Origin of the sequence: Rhizobium laguerreae (assembly GCF_002008165.1) — a bacterium.
Taxonomy (GTDB): domain Bacteria; phylum Pseudomonadota; class Alphaproteobacteria; order Rhizobiales; family Rhizobiaceae; genus Rhizobium; species Rhizobium laguerreae.
Map to the genome: position 1 here is coordinate 45,578 of NZ_MRDM01000017.1, position 21,745 is coordinate 67,322.

23 protein-coding genes are annotated in these 21,745 nt (G+C 61.2%); 8 read left to right on the forward strand and 15 right to left on the reverse strand.

Annotated features, from left to right (window positions below; translation table 11 throughout):
* Positions 1–45: 45 nt before the first annotated feature.
* Positions 46–900: a MurR/RpiR family transcriptional regulator gene (locus BS630_RS24255; protein ID WP_025396105.1), complete on the reverse strand. Its 855-nt coding sequence runs from the start codon at positions 898–900 to the stop codon at positions 46–48.
* A 236-nt stretch (positions 901–1,136) separates the two neighbouring features.
* Between BS630_RS24255 and BS630_RS24260 the strand changes: the two genes are divergently transcribed.
* Positions 1,137–1,844, forward strand: a complete 708-nt coding sequence (locus tag BS630_RS24260; protein WP_077979424.1) for a sulfate transporter family protein — start codon at positions 1,137–1,139, stop codon at positions 1,842–1,844.
* A gap of 3 nt (positions 1,845–1,847) precedes the next feature.
* Here the strand turns inward: BS630_RS24260 and BS630_RS24265 are convergent, their stop codons facing one another.
* Complete coding sequence (locus tag BS630_RS24265; protein ID WP_077979425.1) at positions 1,848–2,273, reverse strand: VOC family protein; 426 nt, start codon at positions 2,271–2,273, stop codon at positions 1,848–1,850.
* Between the two features lie 83 nt (positions 2,274–2,356).
* Here BS630_RS24265 and BS630_RS24270 point away from each other — a divergent pair, with 83 nt between their 5' ends.
* Entirely contained in the window at positions 2,357–2,932 is a 576-nt protein-coding gene (locus BS630_RS24270) for a TetR/AcrR family transcriptional regulator (RefSeq protein WP_077979426.1), read from the forward strand.
* Here BS630_RS24270 and nth read toward each other — a convergent pair.
* Positions 2,897–3,703, reverse strand: coding sequence for an endonuclease III (gene nth / locus BS630_RS24275; RefSeq protein ID WP_183594575.1), 807 nt, complete (start codon positions 3,701–3,703; stop codon positions 2,897–2,899). The two genes, BS630_RS24270 and nth, sit on opposite strands and share 36 nt — an antisense overlap.
* Here nth and BS630_RS24280 point away from each other — a divergent pair.
* Positions 3,702–4,199 (forward strand): DUF2244 domain-containing protein, encoded by a 498-nt coding sequence (locus BS630_RS24280; RefSeq protein ID WP_077979428.1) that lies wholly within the window; start codon positions 3,702–3,704, stop codon positions 4,197–4,199. The two genes, nth and BS630_RS24280, sit on opposite strands and share 2 nt — an antisense overlap.
* 177 nt (positions 4,200–4,376) lie before the next feature.
* Entirely contained in the window at positions 4,377–5,249 is an 873-nt protein-coding gene (locus tag BS630_RS24285) for a methylated-DNA--[protein]-cysteine S-methyltransferase (RefSeq protein ID WP_026158894.1), read from the forward strand.
* Positions 5,250–5,282: 33 nt separating this feature from the next.
* Here the strand turns inward: BS630_RS24285 and BS630_RS24290 are convergent, their stop codons facing one another.
* Positions 5,283–6,308, reverse strand: coding sequence for a sugar-binding transcriptional regulator (locus tag BS630_RS24290; protein ID WP_003543076.1), 1,026 nt, complete (start codon positions 6,306–6,308; stop codon positions 5,283–5,285).
* Between the two features lie 424 nt (positions 6,309–6,732).
* Between BS630_RS24290 and tal the strand changes: the two genes are divergently transcribed.
* The 3 genes from tal to BS630_RS24305 all read left to right on the forward strand — a co-directional run bounded on the left by tal (position 6,733) and on the right by BS630_RS24305 (position 8,957).
* Entirely contained in the window at positions 6,733–7,698 is a 966-nt protein-coding gene (tal, locus tag BS630_RS24295) for a transaldolase (RefSeq protein ID WP_077979429.1), read from the forward strand.
* A gap of 92 nt (positions 7,699–7,790) precedes the next feature.
* Positions 7,791–8,459: a DUF1345 domain-containing protein gene (locus tag BS630_RS24300; protein WP_077979430.1), complete on the forward strand. Its 669-nt coding sequence runs from the start codon at positions 7,791–7,793 to the stop codon at positions 8,457–8,459.
* Between the two features lie 48 nt (positions 8,460–8,507).
* The gene (locus BS630_RS24305; protein WP_077979431.1) at positions 8,508–8,957 is read left to right on the forward strand and encodes a DoxX family protein; all 450 of its coding nucleotides are present in this window, start codon (positions 8,508–8,510) and stop codon (positions 8,955–8,957) included.
* A 294-nt stretch (positions 8,958–9,251) separates the two neighbouring features.
* Here BS630_RS24305 and BS630_RS24310 read toward each other — a convergent pair whose 3' ends face one another.
* From BS630_RS24310 to BS630_RS24345, 9 genes are all read right to left on the reverse strand, one after another.
* Positions 9,252–9,425: a DUF1328 domain-containing protein gene (locus BS630_RS24310; protein ID WP_003552965.1), complete on the reverse strand. Its 174-nt coding sequence runs from the start codon at positions 9,423–9,425 to the stop codon at positions 9,252–9,254.
* A gap of 235 nt (positions 9,426–9,660) precedes the next feature.
* A complete protein-coding gene (locus BS630_RS38150; RefSeq protein WP_231284958.1) occupies positions 9,661–9,807 on the reverse strand; it encodes a helix-turn-helix transcriptional regulator in 147 nt (48 codons plus the stop codon).
* A 32-nt stretch (positions 9,808–9,839) separates the two neighbouring features.
* A complete protein-coding gene (locus BS630_RS24315) occupies positions 9,840–10,766 on the reverse strand; it encodes a hypothetical protein (protein ID WP_231284957.1) in 927 nt (308 codons plus the stop codon).
* Between the two features lie 199 nt (positions 10,767–10,965).
* Positions 10,966–12,393 (reverse strand): gamma-aminobutyraldehyde dehydrogenase, encoded by a 1,428-nt coding sequence (locus BS630_RS24320; RefSeq protein ID WP_077979432.1) that lies wholly within the window; start codon positions 12,391–12,393, stop codon positions 10,966–10,968.
* 12 nt (positions 12,394–12,405) lie between these two features.
* Positions 12,406–13,218, reverse strand: a complete 813-nt coding sequence (locus BS630_RS24325) for an ABC transporter permease (RefSeq protein ID WP_077979433.1) — start codon at positions 13,216–13,218, stop codon at positions 12,406–12,408.
* Positions 13,208–14,170, reverse strand: coding sequence for an ABC transporter permease (locus BS630_RS24330; RefSeq protein ID WP_025396093.1), 963 nt, complete (start codon positions 14,168–14,170; stop codon positions 13,208–13,210). Before BS630_RS24330 ends, BS630_RS24325 begins: the two co-directional genes overlap by 11 nt.
* Positions 14,167–15,153 (reverse strand): ABC transporter ATP-binding protein, encoded by a 987-nt coding sequence (locus BS630_RS24335; protein WP_077979434.1) that lies wholly within the window; start codon positions 15,151–15,153, stop codon positions 14,167–14,169. Before BS630_RS24335 ends, BS630_RS24330 begins: the two co-directional genes overlap by 4 nt.
* A gap of 223 nt (positions 15,154–15,376) precedes the next feature.
* Positions 15,377–16,537 carry an ABC transporter substrate-binding protein gene (locus BS630_RS24340; RefSeq protein WP_077979435.1) on the reverse strand — a complete coding sequence of 387 codons (1,161 nt, stop codon included), beginning with the start codon at positions 16,535–16,537 and terminating at the stop codon, positions 15,377–15,379.
* 116 nt (positions 16,538–16,653) lie between these two features.
* Complete coding sequence (locus BS630_RS24345) at positions 16,654–17,562, reverse strand: LysR family transcriptional regulator (protein WP_003566676.1); 909 nt, start codon at positions 17,560–17,562, stop codon at positions 16,654–16,656.
* 179 nt (positions 17,563–17,741) lie between these two features.
* On the opposite strand from BS630_RS24345, the gene BS630_RS24350 reads away from it, so the two are divergent.
* Positions 17,742–18,470 (forward strand): hypothetical protein, encoded by a 729-nt coding sequence (locus tag BS630_RS24350; protein WP_077979436.1) that lies wholly within the window; start codon positions 17,742–17,744, stop codon positions 18,468–18,470.
* A gap of 66 nt (positions 18,471–18,536) precedes the next feature.
* Here BS630_RS24350 and lysS read toward each other — a convergent pair whose 3' ends face one another.
* Together lysS and gltX are read right to left on the reverse strand one after the other, a co-directional pair.
* Entirely contained in the window at positions 18,537–20,033 is a 1,497-nt protein-coding gene (lysS, locus tag BS630_RS24355; RefSeq protein ID WP_077979437.1) for a lysine--tRNA ligase, read from the reverse strand.
* Between the two features lie 22 nt (positions 20,034–20,055).
* A complete protein-coding gene (gene gltX / locus BS630_RS24360) occupies positions 20,056–21,522 on the reverse strand; it encodes a glutamate--tRNA ligase (RefSeq protein WP_077979438.1) in 1,467 nt (488 codons plus the stop codon).
* Positions 21,523–21,745 lie beyond the last annotated feature (223 nt).

A 21,745-nucleotide genomic window follows, 5' to 3' on the forward strand; every position in this document is an offset into this window, starting at 1 on the left:
GCATGTCCTTGTCGCAAAACCGCCGGCCGTTTTGGGCGACATGCTTTAGTGACTGGCGGTCTCGCCGAGGACGGTCGCGAATTCCATCATGCGGCGGCGGCGAAGTGCCGCCTCCTCTCCGACTTGGAGGATGACGGATTCCGACAGGCAATCGAGCAGCGCGATCAGCGGCGGAAGATTGTCGAGATCGGGGGCGCGCGCGGGCGGCAAGGACAGCATGACGTTCGACTGGTCCGCCATCCAGTCCGCCTGCTGCGGCGAAATGAGTACCACCTTATAGCCGTAGCGCCGCGCCGTTCTGGCAAGCAGCCGTGCCTTGGCGAAGCGGCGGCAATCGATGATGACGAGCAGCGCGTCGTCGACCGCCAGCCGGGCGAAGAGTTCCGCAAAACGGTTGTCGGCGGCGTCGAGCGTGCGCACGCCGTCGCGGGCTTGTGTCAGCCGCTGGCAGAAATGATTGGCCAGGCTTGCGAGCCGCGCATGAGTGGCGATCGACACTTCGCGGGCAGTGCTGATCAAGCCGACGGCTTCCGACCAGTGCGGCTGCGCCGTCAGATGATAGATATGATGGAGGGCCTGGATCTGTTCGGCAACCAGCACGGCGAGCGGTTTGCCCTCCGCGGCGTCGGCATGCAGCTCGCTCATGGCGCTCTGCAATTGCGCCGGCGATGTCGTCACGGTCTCGCGAATCTCCACCTTGACGCTGTCCAATCCCTGATAACCGAGCGAGCGCAGGAAGCGCCCGACGGTCATCGGCGAGAGATCCAGCCTGTCGGCAACGGACGCAGCCGTCTCGAACGGCAGGTCGTTCAGATGTTCGGTAAAATATTTCGCGATACGTCGCTCGGCCGGTGTGCCGGTTTTTGCGTATTGCCTGAGTTTTTGCACAAAGTCTTCCACGTCAGCCTCCCCCGTGTTCCTCAGAGGCGTTCCGTGGATGCGCTGTTGCGACCCCTTGTCTTTGCAACTATTTCGGAAGCTGCTTCTCAGGCCTGTGCGTATTTCATGTATGTCACAATATTATATTAGTATTTAGTTTTCGACAAGTTTTCTATTACTGAATGCAATTTTATTCTCTCTTGTCGGTGGCCTCCATCTTTCCTACATCTTCGGCGCAACCCGGAGACGCCTGAGACATGATTCTTGACGCCGCTCGACTTTCGCTCGCCAACCTGTTCGCATCGGAAACGCGTTCTGTCTTCTGGAAGGTGCTCGGCCTGACGATCCTCGTGCTTGTCGGCCTCTGGTTCGCGCTGCGCGGAGCCTTCATGACCTTTCTCCTTCCCTGGCTCACGAGCTTCTTTCCCGATATGCCGGATTGGGCGGGGTGGTTCGCTCTCATCTTCGCAATTCTTGCCGGTATCGGCCTTGCCCTCATGCTGGCGTTGCTGCTGTCGCCGGTGACGGCGCTGATCGCCGGCCTGTTTCTCGACGACGTCGCCGATGTCATCGAAAAGCGCGACTATCCCAAGGACACGCCGGGCACCGCCATGCCGCTCGGTCCGGCGATGGCAAGCTCGATCAAGTTCCTCGGTGTGGTGATTCTCGGCAATATAGTGGCATTGCTGTTGCTGTTCATCCCCGGCGTCAATCTGGTCGCGTTCTTTCTGGTGAACGGCTATCTGCTCGGACGGGAATTTTTCGAATTCGCCGCCATGCGCTTCCGTTCGCCGGATGAGGCGCGGCTCTTTCGCGCCAAGCATGCCTCCACCGTCTTTCTCGGCGGGCTGATGATCGCCCTTTTCCTGGCGATCCCGATCGTCAATCTTCTGACGCCGCTTTTTGCCGCCGGCATGATGGTGCATCTGCACAAGCTGGTCTCCGCCAAGGATCCCGGGTTGTGAGGCTCAAGCGGGCAGGGCGGAGGCGTCATACATCGCCGCGAATTCGGCGCTCGGCGGGATCGGCTTGATGATGTCGATCAGCACGCCGTTCGGATCGGCGGTGATGAAATGCCGCTGGCCGAAATCCTCGTCGCGGATTTCTCTGAGAATTGGCAAGCCGGCGCTCCGGCAGGCTGCATAGATCGCATCGACATCGGCGACCTCGAAATTGAGGAGCAGGCCGGACACCCTGCCGCGGGCTATGGCCGGGATGGTCTCATGGCTGCCGTCAAGGATGGCAAGCGCGATATGCTCTTCCTCTGCCGATTGCAGGTGAACATACCAGTCGCTTTCGAACAGAGCTTTGAAGCCGAAATGCGTGCAATAGAAGCTGGCGGTGCCGTCAACGTCGTCGGTCATGATGACAGGATAATAGCTCGTCGATTTCATCTCGTTTTCCTCCTTTTGTCTACATACAATGTATATGTTTTTGGCTATTAACATACATTCTGTTTGTATGTAAAGAGGCGTGCATGAGCCGCAGCAATCGCGAGAGAACGGAGCAGACGAGACAGGCATTGATCGATGCCGGTCGACGTCTCTTCGTCGAGAAAGGCTATGCCGAAACCGCGACGCCGGAGATCGTCACGGCGGCGGGAGTGACGCGTGGCGCGCTCTACCATCATTTTGAAGACAAGAAGGCGCTTTTTCGGGCGGTTATCGAATGCGAGGCGCGCGCGGTGGCCGCGGCAATCGAGGCGCGCTCGGCATCCTACGACGCGCGTGCCATGCTGATCGCCGGTGCCTCGGCCTATTTCGATGCGATGATGGCGCAAGGGCGCACGAGGCTGCTGCTGATCGAGGCACCTGCCGTTCTCGGCCCGCTGGCGAGTGCGGCGATCGATGCAGAGAATGCGGAAGCGACGCTGCGGGCAGGGCTTGCAGCGATGCTTCCGGAGGCCGGCGCTATGCTCGAACCGCTGACGTCGCTGCTATCGGCGGCCTTCGATCGCGCGGCGATCGCGATCGAAGCGGGCGCTGAAAGGCGGCATTACGAGCAGGTGATCGCTGTCCTACTCGACGGCCTCGCCGATCACCTGCGGCGGTAGCTCGATCAGCGGCGCCGGCACATCCCAACTCTTCTCAGGCGATTTGCAGAGGTCGGCGATGATACAGCGCTCGCATTCGGGGCGGCGCGCCTTGCAGGTGTAGCGGCCATGCAGGATCAGCCAGTGATGGGCGTGATAGAGGTAATGGCTGGGGATCACCTTCATCAGCCGCGCCTCGACCTCATCGGGCGTCTTGCCGGGGGCAAGCCTGATACGATTGGCGATTCGGAAGATGTGCGTGTCGACGGCCATCGTCGCCTGGCCGAAGGCCATGGAAAGCACGACATTGGCGGTCTTGCGGCCGACGCCCGGCAACCTCACCAGTTCGTCGCGCGTCTCCGGCACCTTGCCGCCGAATTGGTCGACCAGCATCTGTGAGAGCGCGATGACGTTTTTCGCCTTGTTGCGGTAGAGGCCGATCGTCCTGATGTAATCGCGCAGCCGCTCTTCGCCGAGGTCGAGCATCTTTTCCGGCGTATCGGCGACCTTGAAGAGCGCGCGCGTCGCCTTGTTGACGCCGACATCGGTCGCTTGCGCCGAAAGTGCCACGGCGACGACGAGCGTGAAGGGGTTGGTGTGCTCGAGTTCGCCTCTCGGTTCCGGCCGCTGTACCGAGAAGCGGCGGAAGATCTCCTCGCGCTCGGCCAGCGAATAGGCCGTGCGCACCGCTCCCGCCGGTTTGCGGCGGGCGATCACATTCGCGTCCTGCGGCGTCTTGGTAACGGATTTGAGTTTCGGATTCGCCATGGAAACTCTATACTCAGCAGCCATGATGGAAAGCAACGCCGACAGCTTCAACGAGCAGCCTGTTTTCGCTGCCGAGCTCTTTCCCCACCGATCGCTCGGCCGCCGGGGCTTCAAGGTGCTGCTTATCCTATCCGGTGCCGTCTGCTTGCTTTACGGCACGTTCTTCATCGCGACGGGGGCCTGGCCGATCGGCTTGTTCTTCGGAGTGGATTTTCTGCTTCTCTACGGCGCCTTCTGGCTGAATTACCGCTCCGGGAAAGCGCGCGAACAGGTGACGGTATCGCGCACGGACGTGTCGGTGCGCAAGTTTGCGCCCTCGGGACGGATGGTGGAGCATCATTTCAATCCGTTCTGGACGCGCTTCCTTGTTCGCCGGCACCAGGAGATCGGTATTCTTTCCATGCATATCTTCGGCGAAGGCCGGCGCACGGATATCGGCTCCTTCCTCAATCCCGATGATCGCGAAAGCTTCGCCAAGGCCTTCAAGGGGGCGCTGGCGACGGTCAAGCAGCGGATCTGAACTAGAGCGGTTCAGCTTTTAACGGAAGCGCAGAACCGCTCCAGCTTTTGTTTTTACGCAATTCCCGGCAAAAGCGCTTCGCGCTTTGCCTGGCATCGCTCTATCCAGCGGCTACGCAAGAATCGGGTGGTTTGCTCACCCCCTATTGACTATCTCCTTGTTACAAGGAGAAAGACGATGAATATGATTGCCAACCTGCAGACAGACATCACGCCTGACGGCCCTGATTATGACATTGTCCGTCGGGTGATCGAACTCATCACCGAGGATTACCGCGACCAGCCTTCGCTGGAGGCGATCGCGGCGCGGCTCAACCAGTCGCCGACCCAGCTGCAGAAGACCTTCACCCGCTGGGCAGGACTATCGCCCAAGGGCTTCCTGCAAGCGGTGACGCTCGACCACGCCAAGCGGCTGCTGCGCAAGGAAGACATGCCGCTGCTCGAGACCTCGATCGAGGTCGGCCTTTCCGGGCCGAGCCGCCTGCACGACCTTTTTGTCACCCATGAGGCGATGTCGCCCGGCGAATGGAAGGCGAAGGGCGGCGGCCTCACCATCCGCTACGGCTTCCACATCTGCCCCTTCGGCGTGGCCCTGATCATGGTGACCGACCGCGGCCTTGCCGGCCTTGCCTTCAGCGATTCCGGCGACGAGAGGGCCTGCCTCGAGGATATGACCTGCCGCTGGCCGAACGCCTGTTATGTCGAAGACCTGCAGGCGACGGTTCCCTATGCCGCGCGCATCTTCGAGCCCGGCAAGTGGTCTTCGGACCAGCCGCTGCGCGTCGTGTTGATCGGCACGGACTTCCAGGTGCGCGTCTGGGAGAGCCTGCTGAAAATCCCGTTCGGCAAGGCCGTCACCTATTCCGATATCGCCAACGATATCGGCCGGCCGACGGCGCAGCGCGCCGTAGGTGCGGCGGTCGGGGCAAACCCGATCTCCTTCGTGGTGCCCTGCCATCGGGCGCTCGGCAAGAACGGCGCGCTGACGGGCTACCATTGGGGCCTCACCCGCAAGCGGGCGATGCTCGGCTGGGAATCGGCGCACGCCTGAGGGGTTTCCAGGACGGAGCGGCGTGGTCGCCGCTCATCGCTCCGGCACTTCTCCCCGCTGGGGAGAAGAGACGGGCGGCGAGGCTTCTGCCAATTCCAGCAATGCGCGTGCAGCACTTTCATCGGTGATCAGCGTGTTGCAGCCGATGCGCTTGATCGTCGCACGGATCGCCACGGCCCGATGGGCGCCGCCGGAGGAGAGCACGATGTGTTTTGCCTCCTTCAGCGTGTCGAGATCGACGGACATGACGCGCCGATTGATCGAGTGGTCGACCGAATTGCCGTCCTTGTCGAGGAAGTTGAACATCGTGTCGCAGACGCAGCCGGCATCGATCAGTTCCTGCAGCTCGGCCTTCGAGATCCAGCCCTCCGACAGCGAGGTCGAATGCGGGCCGATATCGCCGCAGCTGACGATCGCCAGATCGAGGTTTTCGGCGAGACGATAAATCGTGTCCAGCCCGCATTTCTCGATGAGGTTGCGCTTGGTCTCGATGGAATCGACGAGAAGCGGCGCCAGGAACATGTAGCATTCGGCGCCAAGCTGGTTTGCCAGCCGCCATGTGTAATCAATCGGGTTCGTCTGATGCACGGCAACGATGCCGCCGAGCAGCGAGACGACCTTGCAATTGGCGCGGCGCGGCGGCCGGAAGCTCGACAGCGAGGCGGTCATGGTGCGGCCCCAGCCGACGCCGATGGTGTAATCGTCGGGGATGGCTTCGGAGAGGAACTGGCCAAGCGCCAGACCGACATTTTTAGCCAATGAATTGACGTCGCCAGTGACCGGCGCAGGGACGACGATCGCCTCGTCGAGGCCATAGGCGCGCTCCAGCTTCACCGAAAGTTCAACGCAGTCGCCGATCGAATCGTTGATCCAGATCTGGACTTCGCTGCGTTTCATCGCCTCGTCGAGCAGGCGGATCACCGTCGTGCGGCTGATGCCGAGCTGTTCGGCGACGTCCTTCTGGGTCAGGCCCTCGTTGTAATAGAGCCATGCCGCCCTTAGCCGCAGCGAGGATGCCTCCGAATAGGCCGTGTGCGTGCCGCGTTTGAGCTTGACCACATCTCCTCCGCACGATTTCCTGCCCTAGATCCCTCATGGGATGAAGGCCTTAGCGACACTTTTGTTGCCGGGGATAATGACGGGTGTGACACTTATGTCAATTGAAATGCACAAATGTCCTTGACTTTTCGCAAGGCGAATGGCGATAGTCCGGGTGACACACGTCGTTCTTGTCCGTCCGAGGAGGACATAGTGCGGGCATGCCGAAAGTCACGACCGGCCTTCCAGCCGCAAGCGGTATCGCTTGTGTGCGAGCAGCCGTTCGTTCGCGGCCGGAACACGGCCAATGTCCTTCACGTTTATGAATCATCCGTGACGGATGGGCGCATTTTCGCCTGCAGCAGCAAACAACCTGTCGGTAGATCACCTTTGCCCGGCGGAACTCGCGCCGGTCGCAGCCCAAGTTCAACAAGGATTATTGACCATGACATCGAAGCTTGACCAACTCCGCGAGATTACCACTGTTGTCGCTGACACCGGCGATATCGAAGCCGTCGCCCGCCTAAAGCCGGTCGATTGCACGACGAACCCGAGCATCGTGCTCAAGGCTCTCGGTACGCCGATGTTTGCCGACGCAGTCAAGGAAGCCGTCGCCTGGGGCAAGAAGCAGGGCGGCAATCCCGAAGCCGTTGCTCCCGCCGTTGCCGATCGCCTCGCCATCTCCGTCGGTGCAGCGCTGGTGAGACTCGTTCCTGGCCGCGTCTCGACCGAAGTCGACGCCGACCTTTCCTTCGATACCGAGGCTTCGCTTGCCAAGGCGCGCGCGATCATCGCCGCCTACAAGGATCGCGGCATCGGCCAGGACCGCATCCTCATCAAGCTCGCTTCCACCTGGGAAGGCATCCGCGCCGCGGAAGTGCTGCAGAAGGAAGGCATCGACTGCAACCTGACACTTCTCTTCAGCAAGGCCCAGGCGATCGCCTGCGCCGACGCCAAGGTTTTCCTGATCTCGCCCTTCGTCGGCCGCATCCTCGACTGGTATAAGAAGTCGACCGGCAAGGAGTTCACCCCCGAGGAAGATCCGGGCGTCATCTCCGTCCGTGAAATCTACAACTACTACAAGACCAACGACATCAAGACGATCGTCATGGGCGCCTCCTTCCGCAGCGCCGGAGAAATCGAAGCTCTTGCCGGCTGCGACCGCCTGACCATCAGCCCGAACCTGCTCGACGAGCTCGCCAAGGATGAAGGCAAGCTGGAGCGCAAGTTGTCGCCGGACAGCCGCAAGCCGGATCCGAAGGTGTCCGTCGACGAGAAGACCTTCCGCTGGATGATGAACGAAGACGCGATGGCGACGGAAAAACTCGCCGAAGGCATCCGCGCCTTCGCCAAGGATCTCGGAACGCTGCGCACCATGGTGCAGAAGGAACTGCAGCTCGCCGCCGCCTGATAAGGCTCGGCCACAATCGGAGGCGCGGCTGCCGGCTGGCAGGCGCGCCTTTTTCATGCTGTTATCAAGGGCATATGCTGTCGGAGACCGATATGGCGGATGAGGAACGGGCAAATTCGCTTGCGGCATTTGCCTACAAGCATGCGAGCTTCATCCTCGCCGTTGTTGCCGGACTGGTGGTCTTCTTGGCGCTGACCTCGCGCGAAGTCAGCGCCGGCAATATCCTGTTCGGCTGGAATGTCAGCGCCGGCGTTTTTGTCGCGCTCAGCTGGCGCAAAATGCTGCGGGCGACGGTTGATAGCATCCGGAAACGTTCGGAGGATCTCGATTTCTCCGACACCGTCCTGCTGGCTCTTTCGATCGGTGCGGCACTTGCCAGCATTGCCGGGATCGGCCTCGAGCTTCATTCGATCAAGGAGGCGGCACCCGACGTCGCGCTGGCGCGGGCAGGTGTTGCGGTTCTGACGATCCTGATCTCCTGGATCTTCCTGCACACGCTTTTCACCATACATTATGCCCACTATTTCTACGGCGGGGCGGAAGAGGAGGGCGGGCTGAAGTTTCCCGACGGGATCGAAGAGCCGGGCTACTGGGATTTCCTCTATTTCTCCTTCACCATCGGCGTTGCCGCGCAGACGGCGGATGTCGCGGTCAGTTCGACCAGCATGCGCAAGCTGACGCTGTTGCATGCCGTGCTGTCGTTCCTGTTCAATACGACGATCCTGGCGCTGGCGATCAATGTCGGGGCGAGCCTGCTATAATGCATCTTGCCATGAGCGGCTAACTGCCTGCTTTTCAAACCGGAGGATATGATGGAAAGCGCCTCAAGCCGGCCCCGACTGGCCGATCTCATTCTTCTCCTCGGCAGGCTTCTGCTGTCGCTGATCTTCCTGCACGAAGGTTGGTCGCTCGCGGCAGATATCACGGCGACCGTCGACATTTTCGCAAAACTGGGGCTATCGGCGCCGGTGGCGCTTGCCACCATTGCCCTTCAGATCGGCGCCGGCCTTTCCGTTGCGGCAGGCTTCCTCAGCCGGCTTGGCGCATTGGCGCTGGCACTCTTCTGCCTGGCGACCGCCTTGCTCTTTCACACAAATTTAGCGAGCCAGAACGAACTGCTGCATTTCGAGAAGGACCTGGCGATTGCCGGCGGCATGTTCGTCCTGGCTGCTTCGGGTGCGGGATCGATATCGATCGACAAGCTACTGAGAAAGCGAACGAACAAAATGCCTCCCTGGCTCAGGGCGGTGTTGTCGTGAATATGCACCGCGGTCAGGTTGCCTTGGTGAGAGAACTAATTACGGTGGCATATGGAATATCCGGGATCAAACGGGTCGCCGCCCATTACCGGAAGGCCGAGTAGAAGGGGCGAGGGGCCGCGCCGCCTATCTCAACCTCTCCGAATCGTGTGTCGCAAAGGGCCGAAAAAGCGTCGCGATCTCTTACACTCTCTTGCGACGTTCAGGTCCTCGCTTTCCACATGTCGTGTTCGCAAAACTGCTCCACAGTTTTGCGCGACATGCTTCAGGCTGCACGCCGCGGTCCGCAACGGTTCACAAGATCGCCTGGCCGGCCATCAGCGCAAGGACGAGGAAGATCAGGAAGATCACCAGGGCGATGCCGAAGAGAACGCGGGCGATCGTCGCGGTGGCGGCGGAGACGCCGGAGAAACCGAAGAAGCCGGCGATGATCGAAATCACGAAAAATATCAGAGCCCATTTCAGCATGACGTCATCCTTTGCGGTTGCCTGAGAAAGACGCGGCAACCGGGAAATTGTTCCAGATCGTTTGAAACGGGATGGCGTTCAATTCGGAGAAATGCGGAAGAAGTGCAGGTCTTCAAAACCCGCATGATCTGTTTCAAGGAACTATCGATTTGCCCCATCGATGAAAGCTCCGTCATCATGCTGGCCTTTCTGGACCAGCATACGATTTCCGGCCACACGGTCTGAGATATTCCCATTAGATCTTCAGGCCAAAGAGAAGCGAGATCAACTGCGACTGGCGCTGCGTTCCGGTCTTGGAGAGCACCTTCTTGACGTAGCCGCGCGCCGTTTCATAGGTTAGGCCGCAGATCTCGGCGATTTGGCGAGGGGAGGAACCTTCCATCAGCAGGCGTGCGACGGTCGCCTCCTGCGGCGTCAGGGCGAAGAGCCGCCGCAGAAGATCGCCGTCCGCTCTTGCGCGTTCGGAAAGGTCGGTAACGATTGCAACAGCGTGCGAATGGGCGAAGAGATCCGCCGGCAGGCCTCGCAGGAGCTGGGCACGAATGACGAGCGGTGCCTTGCCGGGGCGTGAGAACAGCACCGGCGTCGACACGGCAGGACTGAGGAAGGTGTCGCCGCCGAGACCGCCTTCAGATGCCGTCGCAGCAGGCCGGTCTCCTCCTGGCTGGCGGACGTGAGTTCGCGATCGACGATGCGGATATCGCCGTCGAGCAGCCGTTCGGCGCGACTGTTCAGATGGCTGACGCGGCCGGTGCGGTCGAAGAAGACCGAGGCGGTGCCGCTGAGCTCGAAGGCCTCGCTCATGCTTTCGATCTTTGCAGCTTGCAGCGAGCGGATGATCTCGGCCGAGGCGGTCAGCTTCGATCGCATGGCAAGTAGGATCCGCTCCTCCTCCCGGTCGAAAGGATGATCGTCGACGCGGCGCTGCAGGTTGAGGCTGAGCAGCGTATCACCCGAGGTAAAGCCGATCATCACGGAATAACGCAGACCGAAGCGAGCGAGGAATTCGGTGTAGAATTCCTGGCGCCGGAACTCGTCTTCCGAGGCGATGTCGTGCTCGATGACGATGCCCTTGGCAAGCGCGACCGAAATCCCGCGCTCGCGGAAATCCCGCTTGTACCAGTCTTCGGCGAAATAGACGTCGAAAGGTTCGAGCAGGTTTGGCGTTGTCAGGAACCCCGGAGAAAACTTGCCGGCCGCCGGCATGATGTGGGCGCCCACCGAGCCGGTCGCCCGAGAGATCGCTTCCAGCGTGCCGGCCCATCTTTCCGGGACGAGGGCGGATTCCAGCAATCCGTCCATGGCCTTTTCGAGCTCGGGGATATCGATGCGCGTCGCCATGAACAAAGACTGCCTGACCGAAGCTATTGCCGACCCGGCTTTCGAGCCGGAGGTCGACTATGGAGTGCCCGTATTGCCGCAACAACAAAATAAGACAATAGCAGGCGATATTTATCGGCTGAATGTTCCGTTTCAACAAAAGTTGCCTGGTTGCTATCGGCGCACCTTATATCCACGGAATATTCTGCCCTTTTGCCGGTTAGCCGTGATTGATCATCACGTGGCGTACGGCGGTGTAATCTTCCAGAGCGTAGACCGACATGTCCTTGCCGTAGCCTGACTGTTTGAGGCCGCCATGCGGCATCTCGTTGGTGAGCATGAAATGTGTGTTGATCCAGGTGCAGCCATATTGCAGGCGGGCAGCAGTCTTCATGCCGCGGCCGATATCCTTGGTCCAGACCGAGGAGGCCAGGCCATAGTCGCTGTCGTTTGCCCAGGCAACGGCTTCGTCGGCATCGGAAAAGCGGGTGACCGAGACGACCGGGCCGAAGACCTCGCGGCGGACGATCTCGTCGTCCTGTGTGGCGCCTGCAATGACAGTCGGCGTGAAGAAGAAGCCCTTGTCGCCGGAGACCTTGCCGCCGGTGGTGACTTCCATGTGCTTGTGTTCGGAAGCACGGGCGACGAAGCTTTCGACGCGGTCGCGCTGGCGCTTGGAGATCAGCGGACCGATCTCGTTTTCGGTATCGTCGGCCTGGTTGAAGCGAATGCTCGAGACGGCCGAGGAGAGATCGGCGACAAAATTATCGTAGACCCTGGCATCGGCATAGATGCGGCAGGCAGCGGTGCAGTCCTGGCCGGCATTGTAATAGCCGAAGGTGCGGATGCCGGCGACGACGGCATCAATATCGGCATCATCGAAGACAATGACCGGCGCCTTGCCGCCGAGTTCCAGGTGGGTGCGCTTGACCGTCTTGGCCGCGGCCTGCAGCACCTTCTTACCGGTCGCAACATCGCCGGTGATCGAGACCATACCGATCTTGGCGTGATTGATCAGGGCGTTACCGACACTTTCACCGCGGCCGAGGATGACGTTGACGACGCCTTCGGGAAGGATTTCGGAGAGCAGCTTGGCCATTTTCAGTGCCGTCAGCGGCGTCTGCTCCGAAGGCTTGAAGACCACGGTATTGCCGCCGGCAATGGCCGGCGCCAGCTTCCATGCCATCATCATCAGCGGATAGTTCCACGGCGCGATCGAGCCGACGATGCCGATCGGATCGCGGCGGATCATCGAGGTATGGCCGGGCAGATATTCGCCGGCCGCCGGTGCGTGCAGGTTGCGCACGGCGCCGGCAAAGAAGCGATAACAATCGACGATCGCCGGGATTTCGTCGTTCAGCACCGCATTGATCGGCTTGCCGCAGTTCAGCGCCTCCAGTGTGGCGAAGCCGACGGCATCCTTCTCGATCGCGTCGGCGATCTTCAATAGGTAGCCGGAGCGCTCGCCCGGCGTCGTCTGCGACCAGCGTGTGAAGGCTTTTTCGGCGGCATCGACGGCGGCGTCGATCTGGGAGAGCGAGGCTTCCGCAAGGTCAATCACCGTCTCGCCCGTCTTCGGGTTCAGAATGTGCTCTTCCGTCTCGGTGCCTTTTTCGAAGCGGGAACCGATCAGCATTTGGATGTCCATGATGTTCTCCCTTTATTTGCCGGCGCCGGCGATCTGGTCGCCATCGCGGGTGAGGTAATAGGCTGCCAGGATCGGCAGGAAAGTAACGAGCACCACGACCATGGCGACCACATTGGTGACAGGGCGCTGGCGCGGGCGGATGAGTTCTTCGAGCATCCAGATCGGCAAGGTCGATTGCTGGCCGCCGGTGAAGGTGGTGACGATGACCTCGTCGAAGGACAGGGCGAAGGCAAGCATGCCGCCGGCCAGAAGGGCGGTGCCGATATTCGGCAGGATGACATGACGGAAGGTCTGGAAGCCGTCAGCGCCGAGATCCATCGAGGCCTCGATCAGCGAGCCGGAGGTGCGGCGGAAGCGGGCGACCGCATTGTTGTAGACGACGACCACGCAGAAAGTGGCGTGGCCAAGCACAATCGTCCAGACCGAAAACGGGATGTCGAACAGGCTGAAAGCGGAGCGGAGCGCAATGCCGGTGATGATGCCGGGAAGGGCGATCGGCAGGATGACCAGCAGCGAGATCGCCTCGCGGCCGAAGAATTTCGTCTGGCTGACGGCGGCCGCACAGAGCGTGCCGAGGACCAGCGCGATCGCCGTGGCGATGACGGCGACCTGTACGGAAAGGCTGAGCGCCGACCAGACGTCCGGCCGGTTCCAGGCAACAGTAAACCATTGCAGAGTCAGCCCGGGCGGCGGCCATTGATAGCTCTTCTCCTCCGTCGTGAACGCATAGACGAAGATCAGCAGGATCGGCAGGTGCAGGTAAAGCAGTCCGGCGGCTGCGGCGATTTTCAGGGGCAGTGGCGATCTCTTGAGGTCAGAGCGCATCGAAAGCCCCCAATTTCCTGGCGAGCGACAGATAAAGCGCCATGATGACGATCGGCACGACGGAGAAGGCGGCGGCGAGCGGCACATTGCCGGCCGTTCCCTGCTGGGCATAGACCGCCTGGCCGATGAACAGCCTGGACGAGCCGATGATCTGCGGGATGATGTAATCACCCAATGTCAGCGAGAAGGTGAAGATCGAACCAGCGACGATGCCGGGGAGCGCTAAGGGCAGGAGCACGGTGCGGAAGGTCTGGCGCGGCGTGGCGCCGAGATCCGCCGAGGCCTCGATCAGGTTGCCGGGCACACGCTCGAGGGCCGCCTGCGTCGGCAGGATCATGTAGGGAAGCCAGATATAGACGAAGACGATGAAGGTGCCGAGGTAACTCACCGAAAGCGAATTGCCGCCAATCACGGGCAGGTTCAGGGTCGCGTCAAGCAGCCAGGAGAGATGGAGCTTCTCGAAGATCCAGGTGAGGATGCCTTCCTTGGCGAGGATCAGCTTCCAGGCGTAGATCTTGACGAGATAGCTCGACCAAAGCGGCAGCATGACGCCGAGATAGAAGAGCGCCTTCCATTTGCCTTGCGCATAACGCGCCGCATAGTAAGCGATCGGGAAGCCGATCAGGGCGGCAGCGAGGGTGACCAGCGCCGACATCACAAGGGTACGGATGATGATATCGAAATTTACAGGATTCAGCAGCTGGGCATAGGTCGAGAGGGTGAATTCGGTATTCACCAGCCCGGAGAAATCGTCGATCGAGAAGAAGCTCTGGAGAAGCAGGGCGATCAATGAGCCGATATAAATGATGCCGAGCCAGAGCAGCGGCGGCGTCAGCATCAGGAAGAGCAGCAGTTTCGGGTGCCGCCAGAAGGCATCGGACAGCCGGCCGAAGAGGCCGCCGCGCCCCGGAAGGATCGATGTCTTGCCGCCTGACATGGTGAGCGCCGTCATGCCGCATCATCCATGTAGTGGATATCGTCGGGCTGCCAGGCAAGTCGTATGTCGGCGCCGACGACAGGCACATCTGCGCCCGCCGGCAGCATCACATGCAGCCGCGCCCCCCGGAGGCCAACGGTGAGGCGCGTGGCTGCCCCGAGGAAGCTCGCATTGTCGACCTGCGCCTCGACGCCGTCGCCTGCCAGCCGGATTGCTTCGGGACGGAGGCTTGCCCAGCGTCTTTCGCCGCCGAGCGAGGCCATCAGATCAGGCGCGATGACGTTCGACGAGCCGACGAAATCGGCGACGAAGCGGTTTTTCGGGCGGCGGTAGATATCCTGCGGCGTGCCCTCCTGGACGATGTTGCCGTCGTTGAAGACGGCGACGCGGTCGGCCATGGACAGGGCCTCGCCCTGATCGTGGGTGACAAAGACGAAGGTGATGCCGAGCGCGCGCTGCAGGCTCTTCAATTCTTCCTGCATCTGCTCGCGCAGTTTCAGGTCGAGCGCGCCGAGCGGCTCATCGAGCAACAGCACCTTCGGCTTGTTGACCAGCGCGCGGGCGAGCGCCACGCGCTGCCGCTGGCCGCCGGACAGCTGGCCGGGGCGGCGGGCGCCGTAACCCGGTAGCTTGACGAGCTCGAGGGCTTCACCTGCCGCCTTCATCCGCTCCGCCTTGCCGACGCCTCTGACCATCAGTCCATAGGCAACATTGTCGAGGATATTGAGATGCGGAAAGAGCGCGTAGTCCTGGAACACGGTGTTGACGTTGCGGCGATAGGGCGGAACGCCGTCAGCCGTCTCGCCGAAGATCTGGATATGGCCCGCGGTCGGCTGTTCGAAGCCGGCGATCAATCGCAGGCACGTCGTCTTGCCGGAGCCGGATGGCCCGAGCATGGCAAAGAATTCGCCGGGCGCGATCTCGAGATCGACGCCGTCGACGGCGCGAACCTGGCCGAAATGGCGCGATACCTGCTGGAAGCGGACGGCTGACGTCATGGGGGCTCCGGGTCGTGTGTGTTCAGAGAGGGCTCGGTCTTGGCCAACAAGGACCCCGCCCCAAACCCCTCCCCACAAGGGGGAGGGGCTTAATCTGCCGTACCCCTTTCGCAAATACCTTGGCGTTTCGGCAGGAATCGGCGGTGCCACTCGGAGCCCCTCCCCTTGTGGGGGGGTGGGGAGGGGTCTCACGCTACAACGGTCATCTCAGTGAGGACGTAAATTACCGCCCGCCGATCACGCCGATATAATCCGACACCCAGCGATGATAGGGCACGCATTCGCTCTGCGTTGTGCATTTGGCGACCGGGGTCTTCCAGAACTTGATCTTGTCGAAGTGATCGAAGCCGTTGGTGGCGCAGCCGCTATCACCCATCAGTTCGTTGCCCTTACAGGCGGCGGGAACGGAGGGCACGGCACCGAACCAGGCGGCGGCGTCACCCTGGACCTTGGCCTTCAGCGAATGTTCCATCCACATATAGGCGCAGTTCGGATGTTCGCTGTCGGCGTGCAACATGGTGGTGTCGGCCCAGCCGGTGACACCTTCATCCGGGAAGGTGGAGGCGATCTTCTGCTTGTCGGCCTGCAGCAGGTTCACCTGGAAAGGCCAGGAGCCGGAGGCGACGACGCCTTCATTCTTGAAGTCGTCGATCTGGATCATCGCGTCGTGCCAGTAGCGGGACACGAGCTTGCGCTGGCCGCGCAACAGGTCGAGGGCGGCCTTGTACTGGTCCTCGTTCAGCTCGTAGGGATCCTTGATGCCGAGATCCGGCTTGTGGGCCATCAGATACACGGCGGCATCGGCGATGTAGATCGCGCCGTCATAGGCCTGGACGCGGCCCTTGTTCGACTTGCCGTCAGGCAGTGTCTGCTCTTCGAAGACAACGTTCCAGCTGGTCGGCGCCTTGTCCTTGAAGGCATCGGTGTTGTACATCAGCACATTCGGGCCCCAGAGATAGGGCACGCCGTAGTGCACGCCGCCGACCGTATACCACGGGCCGTTCTGCAGGCGCTCGTCGACGGTCTTGAAGCTCGGGATCAGATCGGTGTTGATGGGCTGGACGCGCTTACCGGCGATGAGGCGGAGCGAGGCGTCGCCCGATGCCGTGACGAGATCGAAGCCGCCCTCGTTCATCAGCGACACCATTTCATCCGAGGTGGCGGCGGTCTTGACGGATACATTGCAGCCGCTCTCCTTTTCGAAATCGGTGACCCAGTCGTAGTTCTTGTCGGTTTCGCCGCGTTCGATATAGCCGGCCCAGGCGACGATGCTGACCGCACCTTCGCCCTTGCCCAAGGCCTTCAGCGGTTCGGCGGCGATTCCTTGGGTCGCGAAGCTCAGGCAGGCGAGCGTTGCCGTGCAGGATTTCAACAGATTCGTCATCATCCGTCTCCCGGTTTGCCACTTTTGTGGCGGATTGTTCCCGGACGAAAAGGTGACGCGAAAAAGCCGCTTTCGCAAATTCATTTATCAGAAAGGCGGTATCGGAAATTCCGATATCAGCGGATACGCCCGGAGCGCAAGCTTTCGGCGATGCCGACGAAATCGCGCGCCGCCTGCGGCAGGCTGGAGCCCTTGCGCCAGACCATGCCGACCTGGACGACCGGCAGCGATCCCGAGACGTCGCGGCTCTCGATGCGGTCGCCTTCCAGCGACCATGGTCGATAGACGAGATCGGGAAGCAGGGCTACGCCGGCGCCTGTTGCAACCAGGCTGCGTACCGCCTCCACCGAGCGGGTGCGGAAGGCGACATGCGGGCGGGCGCCGAGAGCTGAGAGCAGCTTGCCGGTATTCTCTTCAATTTCGTCGACCGTCAGCATGATCAGCGGCTCGCGGGCGATGTCGGCGACCGAGATGATGTCGGCCGACACCAGCGGATGGCCCATCGGCAGCCATAGTCGATAGGGCGAGGTTTCGAGGATTTCCGCCTGCAGCGCCATGCGGTCGCGCAGGTTTGATATCACCATCACGGCGACATCCAATTCGCCGCCGACCAGGAGATGTTCGAGGTAACCCCCATTGTCCTCGATGGCGCTGACCTCGATGCCGGGACAGGCACGGCGGTATCGCGCCAGGAGATCGGAGAGCACATAGCCGGCGACAAGCGAGGTGACGCCGATGTTCAGTGTGCCGGAGAGGGCGCTTTGCTGGCCGGAAAAGCTGGTCCGTGCATCGGAGACGGAGGCCAGGATCTTCGTCGCATGACGCAGGAACTGGTGTCCGTTATGGGTGATTGTCAGGCCGCGTGGATGGCGCTCGAAGAGCTCGACGCCGAGGTCGGTTTCGAGCTCCTTCAGCGCTTCCGTCACCGAGGATTGCGAGATCGAAAGGTTCTGTGCGGCTCGCGTCACCGAACCTTGTTCGGCGACGGCAACAAAATATTGAACCTGGCGAAGCGTGAAGGCCATGGGGTTTTAGAGCATGGCGGAACGGGCCGTGGCAAGCGGTCGGAAAAAGTGGACCTTTTTTGGTGTTTTCCTAAAATGGAGCGGGCTTCGCATGCCCACTTAAACTTTCGGAAACGTCATTTCCTTAGCGTTCTCGGCACTTGTCCTGCGTTGGAGTTTCAGATGGCGGAGCAGTTGGCGTGAAGGCCTTACTGCGCATATTCCGGCCTTCCCGGAAATTGGCAATCATCATTGGCGGACTCGCTCTTCTGACGGGCGTGTCCGGCGGTGCGGCGGTCTATGTCGGCAAGGACAGGCTGATCGGTGCAACTGGTGGTGGCTACGGGCTCGAATGCAGTGACGTCAACCTGGTGACGATCCGCAAGCAGGACCACGTCTGGGTGCGCAAATACATCAGGACCGAACCGACCGACGGGATGACGCGGGTCAAGACCGCACTTCGTGTCGCTCAAGCGGTTTATGCCGCGCAGAAGCCGGATCTGGTGCAGGTTGTGGTGCTCGACGAAAACGGACCGACGATGCGCGCCGATATTCGCGGCCGGGCGATCGGCGCTGATGTCGTCTATATCCCGCGTCCCGACAAGACGGTTCCCGGCCTCGACGACAAGTCCTATACAGCGCGCTACTACGACGGCAAGGCCAGCGAAAACGGGCTGTTCTTCGGCGAACGGATAGAGATGCCGTTCGACGAGATCGCCATGATCAGCGCCGCTTTCAAGGATCCCGAGGATTGCGTCGACCCGGTCGCGGTTGCCTCGACTAAAAGCGAGGAAAAGGGCAAGAAGGCCGCAGGCGGCGGGCATGGCGCAGCGCCGGCAGCAGAAAGCGAAGCCGCGCCGGCTGCAGGCGGCCACGGCGCAGATGCGCCGGCCGAAGAGCCGCCGGCTGAAGCCGCCAAGACCCACTGAACAGCTGGCATGAAAAAGCGGAGCGCCGGGAGGCACTCCGCTTGGCATTTTCGACCTGTCTTCCGGTCAGTCGGCCTTGCTGCGGCGGGCCGGGAAGAGGATGACGTCGCGGATCGACGGTGCGTTGGTCAGCAGCATGATGAGACGGTCGACACCGATGCCGAGGCCACCTGCCGGCGGCATGCCCTGGTCGATCGCGTCGAGGAATTCCTCGTCCAGCTGCTTTTCCTTTTCGCCACGGGCATGCGCCTGTTCGAGCTGCTCGACCATGCGGCGGCGCTGCTCTTCGGGATCGTTGAGTTCCGAGAAGGCGTTGCCGAGTTCCCAGGCGTTGCAATAGGTCTCGAAGCGCTCGACGAGGCGCGGCTCGCCCGGCACTTCCTTGGCGAAGGGCGAGATATCCTTCGGGAAATGCGTGACATGCGACGGCTGGATCAGCGTGGATTCAACCTTTTCCTCGAAGATGAAGGCGAGGCATTCACCCCAGGTCCAATCCTTCTCGACCGCGAAGCCGGCAGCCTTGGCGGCGGCGCGGGCCTCTTCATCGGTTTTGATGGCGCGGAAATCGATGCCGGTCGCTTCCTTGACGGCGTCGGGCATCGGCACGCGCTTGAACGGACCCTTGAAGGACATGGTCTTGTCGCCGAAGGGGAATTCCGTGGTGCCGTGAATGGAGAGCGCCAAGCTCTCGAACAGCCGCTCGACGAGGTCCATGATGTCCTCATAGTCGGCATAGGCCCAGTAACACTCCATCATAGTGAATTCGGGATTGTGCCGGGTGGAGACGCCTTCATTACGGAAGTTCCGGTTGATCTCGAAGACCTTGTCGGTCAGCCCCGAAACCAGCGTACGCTTCAGGAACAGTTCCGGCGCGATGCGCAGGTACATGTCGAGCTTCAACGTGTTGTGATGCGTCTTGAACGGCTCGGCGGTGGCGCCGCCATAGACCGAATGCAGCATCGGCGTCTCGACTTCCAGGAAGCCGTCATTTTCCATGAAGCGGCGGATGCCGGAGAGGATCTTCGAGCGCTGCTGGAAGCGGAGCTTCGAATCCTCGTTGGTCATGATGTCGAGATGGCGCTTGCGATATCGCAGCTCGATGTCGGAGAGGCCGTGCCACTTTTCCGGCATCGGCAGCAGCGACTTCGTCAGCATGGTGATCGTCTGCGCGTTGATCGTCAGCTCGCCGCGCTTGGTGCGGCGTACGATGCCGGTGACGCCGATGATGTCGCCGATGTCGATCATCGGCAGAAGCGCACGGGCTTCTTCCGGGGTGGTGTCCTTGTGACTGAAAATCTGGATCTTGCCGCCGGCATCGTGGATGTCCATGAACATGCCGGAGTTGCGCGATGAGTAGACGCGGCCGGCGACGGTGACGACATCCTGCGTCTCGACGTCAGGTTCCAGGTTCTCATATTTCGCGATGAGCTCGGCATTGGTCATCGTGCGGTGGAAATGCGCCGGATAGACCTCGCCGATCTGCTCACGCAGCAGCTTCAGCTTCTGGGCGCGCACTTCCGTCGCGTCGGAGGAAAGGGTGTTTTCGGTCTTGTTGTCAGCCACTGTCGAAATCCTCTGACTGTTCTTACTTCGAGCCGACGAGGGCGGCGACCGCCTGCGAGGCGAGCTTCAGGCGCTGACGCACAACGGACCGGCCGAGGATCGCCATGGAATCGAAGAGCGGCAGCGAGCGCGACGAGCCGGACACGGCGACGAAGAGCGGCGAGACCACGACCTTCAGCTTCTTGCCCATGCGGTCGGCGATCGCGCGCAATTCGGCTTCGATCGTCTCGACGTTCCATTCCAGGATCTTTTCGAGATCCGGCTGAACGGTGTTGAGGATCTCCAGGATCTCTTCCGGCGGCGACTTGATCTTGGCGAAGTCGGAGGGCTGCAGGCCGAGATCGGATTTCAGCAGGAAGCCGGCAAGATCGGGCAGGTCGCCGAGCTTGGAAATGCGTGTCTGCGACAGGCGCAGGCCTTCCTTCAAGCGATCGTTTTCCATTGCCCAAGTCAGCACGCGCGCCTGGAATTCCTCTTCCGACAGTTTCTCGCGGATCCAGCGGCCGTTCAGCCAGTCAAGCTTCTGAATGTCGAAGATCGCGCCGGCCTTGGAGAGGTTCTCCGGATCGAACTTCTGGGACAGATCTTCCATCGTCAGGAGCTCTTCGCCTTCGGCGATCTGGATGAAGAACAGGCCGAGGAAGTTCATCAGCGCTTCCGGGATATAGCCGAGCGCGGAGTAATAGGAGATCGAAGTCGGGTTCTTGCGCTTCGACAGCTTCGACTTGTCGGCGTTGCGCATCAGCGACAGATGCATGAAGACCGGCTGCTCCCAACCGAAGTAGCGATAGAGCAGGATATGCTTCGGCACCGAAGCCAGCCATTCCTCGCCGCGGGCCACATGAGTGATCTTCATCAGATGGTCGTCGATGACGTTGGCCATATGATAGGTCGGCATGCCGTCGGCCTTGACGAGGACCTGCATGTCGACCGAATCCCACGGGATGCTGACATCGCCATAGACGCCGTCGGTAAAGTCGCAGGAGCCTTCGCCCGGGATCTTCATGCGGATGACGGTCGTCTCGCCGGCAGCCATGCGCGAGGTGACCTCTTCGGCCGCAAGATTCAGGCAGAGGCCGTCATATTTCGGTGGCTTGCCGGCGGCACGCTGGGTTTCGCGCATCTGTTCCAGGCGCGCGGGCGTGCAGAAACAGCGGAAAGCATGGCCCTTGTCCAGCAGCTCCTGTCCATAGGGCTGGTACATCGGCTTGCGATCGGACTGGCGATAGGGGCCGTAGGGACCGCCAATATCAGGGCCTTCCTTCCATTCCAACCCGCACCACTTCAGTGCGTCCAACACCTTCGTTTCGAATTCAGGGGTCGAGCGCGTCGCATCTGTATCCTCGATGCGCAGGATGAACTCGCCGCCGTGCTTCTTGGCGAAAAGGTAGTTGAAGAGAGCGATGTAAGCGGTGCCGACATGCGGCTCGCCGGTCGGCGAGGGAGCGATGCGGACGCGGACGCCGGTGGCTGTCCCGGAAACTGTCATTGTGTGTGCCCGTCAATGAATGCCGGACGGCTTTCATCGGAAAGCGACGTTCGGCCGGAAGGATGCAGATAGCTTCATCGGCAAACCGGCCGGAAAAAGGGCATGCGCCCGCACTATCCGCCGATCGTCCGTTCGGCTGGCCTTAGGCCATATTCAACCGGGCGCGTCAAGAAAAACCACGCCCGCAAAGGCCTGATAGCGGTGCGTGAGGGCGCGCCGGTTC